Genomic DNA, 3,280 nt, shown 5'->3' on the forward strand with positions numbered 1-3,280 from the left:
TTTTGTTTTTCTTATCTTCACCTACATATGGAGTTTCAAGAATTTTCGGCAATTCCTTTAGCTGTGGATGATGAATGACATGATGAAGTGCTTCAAAACCAATGTGGCCGAATCCAATGTTTTCGTGCCTATCCTTTTGGGCACCTTGAACATTCTTACTATCATTCACATGTATAACCCTGAGACGATCGATACCTATAATACGATCAAACTCATCAAGCACACCATCAAAGTCTTCCACGATATTATAGCCTGCATCGTGAATGTGACAAGTATCCATGCAGACAGATAACTTATCATTCATCTTCACGCCCTCAATAATTTGTGCAAGCTCTTCAAAACTTCTCCCGATCTCAGATCCTTTCCCTGCCATTGTTTCCAGGGCAATTTGGACGTTTTGATCTTTATGGAGCACTTCGTTCAGCCCCTCAATGATTTTCGGTAATCCCTTTTCGACTCCTTGACCGACATGAGAGCCAGGATGGAGAACGATTTGCTTCGCCCCCAGCGCTTCAGTACGCTCAATTTCATTACGGAGGAAGTCGACGCCTAATTGAAAGGTTTCCGGTTTTGTCGTGTTACCGATATTGATGATATAAGGAGCATGAACGACAATATCACCGATTCCATTGGCTTTCATATGCGCTTGTCCTTCTTCAATATTCAATTCCTCGATCGGGCGGCGCCTTGTGTTCTGCGGAGCACCTGTATAGATCATAAACGTGTCGGATCCATAAGATGCTGCTTCTTCACTAGCCCCTAGTAACATCTTTTTTCCTTTCATGGATACATGTGAACCTATCTTAACCATAAGATCCCCTTCCCTTTACTATTTCTTTTTGTAACGTTCCCTTTTCAACTTCTTCAAGTTCTTATCTGCTTCCTGTTTCATTTTCTTTTTGTAACCAGGTTTGACCTTTTTCGGCTTACGAACCATTTGTTTCGCTTTTTTCTGGAGATCTGTTTGCTTGTTCTCTCTTGTTTGACGTTCGTTGTATGAATTGACTTCTTTCCATTCTCCATTTTTCACTTCGTAAAAGTCAAACGTAAGACCTTTTTTCTCGAGTTTCTGAATGAGAGGCAGATCTTCCTCTTTATATAGGTTTATAGCTGTCCCTTCTAGTCCAGCTCTGGCCGTTCGACCCACACGGTGAATATAAAATTCTTCTTCTTTTGGCATTTGAGCATTGATAACGTGACTCACACCTTGAATATCAATTCCGCGTGAAGCGAGATCAGTAGCCACGATATATTGATAACGCAAGCTTTGCAGCTCTTTCAACATCCGCTTACGTTCCCTTGGTGATAACCCGCCGTGGATGACTCCTACCTCAAGACCCCGGCTTAACAAATCATCCGCCAATTCATCGGCTTTATCCTTTCCATTCGTGAAAATAATCGCAAGATAAGGCTGGATGGCTTTGCTAATATCCATGATCACTTCAGCTGGCTGTTTGTGTCGAAGAGGCACAAGGCGGTGTTCCATAGACTCAGGTGATGGCTTTTCATCTTCAATTTGAATATAGGTTGGATTGGTTAAATATTTTTTCAAAAACGGCTGCAAACGCTCAGGAATCGTAGCGGAGAAGACAAGAATTTGGACATCCTGAGCCATCCGTACAAGGATCTGATCAACATCTTCAATGAAGCCTAAATCGAGCATTAAATCCGCTTCATCTAGGACGAATGCCTTTGCTTCGTGTAAATCAACCGCTCCTTCTTTCACCATGTCCAAAATCCGGCCAGGTGTGCCGACAATAATATGAGGCGGCGCCGATGAAAGCTTATCCATCATTTTTTGCTTGTCAGTTCCACCAATCAAGAGTTTGGAACGCCATATATCCTCTTTCCCTGCATGCTGGACTGCTTTTTTCACTTCTTCATGAATTTGAATAGCTAGTTCTCTTGTGGGTGCTGTCACTACAAATTGGACATGCTCCGCTTCATCGTCCATTTGATTGAACAATGACAAAAGATAAGCATGGGTCTTTCCGGAACCTGTGTGAGACTGCCCAATTAAGCTCTCTCCTCTTAATGCTGCCGGAAGGACTTGTTGTTGAATCGGTGTTGGTTCTTTAAAGCCTAAGCCTTCAATCATCTTATTAACAACTGGGCTTATAGCAAATTGCTGAAATGTATGGTTACTCATAAACGTACTCCTTTAAAGTTAAATATCCCTACCCTATTATAATAGAGGAGAGAGAGAAATGCACGAACCCATAACGAAGGATAAGGATTCTTTGTCAAGTTCGCCTTTACCCTTTATAATGGTAAATGGTATTGTGAAAGTTATTCTATTGGATTGGATGAAGAGGAGGACTTTATAGAATGGAAGTCATTAAAATCGCCCCTCGCGGTTATTGCTACGGAGTCGTAGATGCTATGGTCATTGCTCAAAATGCAGCTAAAGACCCTAATCTACCTCGTCCGATATATATTTTAGGTATGATTGTCCACAACTCTCATGTAACAAAAGCGTTTGAAGAAGAAGGAATTATTACGGTGGATGGAAAAAACAGGCTTGACCTTTTAGAAGGAATTAATGACGGCACTGTTATCTTCACCGCACACGGTGTATCTCCTGAAGTCAAAGAGCGAGCAAAAGCAAAAGGGCTTATGACATTAGATGCTACTTGTCCGGATGTTACTAATACGCACGATCTAATTCGGAAGAAAGTGTCAGAAGGATATGAAATTATTTACGTCGGGAAGAAGGGACACCCTGAACCTGAAGGGGCTATGGGAGTTGCTCCTGGAAAAGTCCACCTTGTTCAGACGGAAGAAGATGTTGAACAACTAGAATTGGATCACGATAAACTGATGGTCACCAATCAGACAACGATGAGCCAATGGGATGTTTATGATGTGATGGAAAAAGCAAAAGAGAAGTACCCTCAATTAGAAAAGCATCAAGAAATCTGTATGGCTACCCAAGTACGGCAAGAAGCAGTCTCAGAGCAAGCAAAAGAAGCAGACTTGACTCTAGTTGTCGGCGACCCAAAAAGTAATAACTCGAACCGACTTGCACAGGTTTCTAAAGAAAAAGCCGGCACAGTAGCTTATCGGATCGCAGACGTTACTGAAATCGACCTCGAATGGTTAGAAGGCGTGGAAAAAGTAGCCGTAACTGCTGGTGCTTCTACACCAACTCCAATTACTAAAGAAGTCATAAAATTCATCGAACAATATGACCCAGATGATGTAGAAACTTGGGTACGTGAATCAAAAGTGGAACAGAAAAAAATCTTACCACGTGTTAAGGCAAAAAAGAAAACGAAAA

At 41.8% G+C, this 3,280-nt stretch carries 3 protein-coding genes; 1 reads left to right on the forward strand and 2 read right to left on the reverse strand.

Annotated elements, in window-relative coordinates:
- A partial coding sequence (locus LD39_RS17710) for a deoxyribonuclease IV (protein ID WP_035550888.1) occupies window positions 1–811 on the reverse strand: 811 nt, incomplete at its 3' end.
- 18 nt (window positions 812–829) lie between these two features.
- Window positions 830–2,149 carry a DEAD/DEAH box helicase gene (locus LD39_RS17715; RefSeq protein WP_035550891.1) on the reverse strand — a complete coding sequence of 440 codons (1,320 nt, stop codon included), beginning with the start codon at window positions 2,147–2,149 and terminating at the stop codon, window positions 830–832.
- A 179-nt stretch (window positions 2,150–2,328) separates the two neighbouring features.
- Between LD39_RS17715 and LD39_RS17720 the strand changes: the two genes are divergently transcribed.
- A partial coding sequence (locus LD39_RS17720) for a 4-hydroxy-3-methylbut-2-enyl diphosphate reductase (protein WP_035550897.1) occupies window positions 2,329–3,280 on the forward strand: 952 nt, incomplete at its 3' end.

It is taken from the genome of Halobacillus sp. BBL2006 (assembly GCF_000786645.1).
Taxonomy (GTDB): Bacteria; Bacillota; Bacilli; order Bacillales; family Halobacillaceae; genus Halobacillus.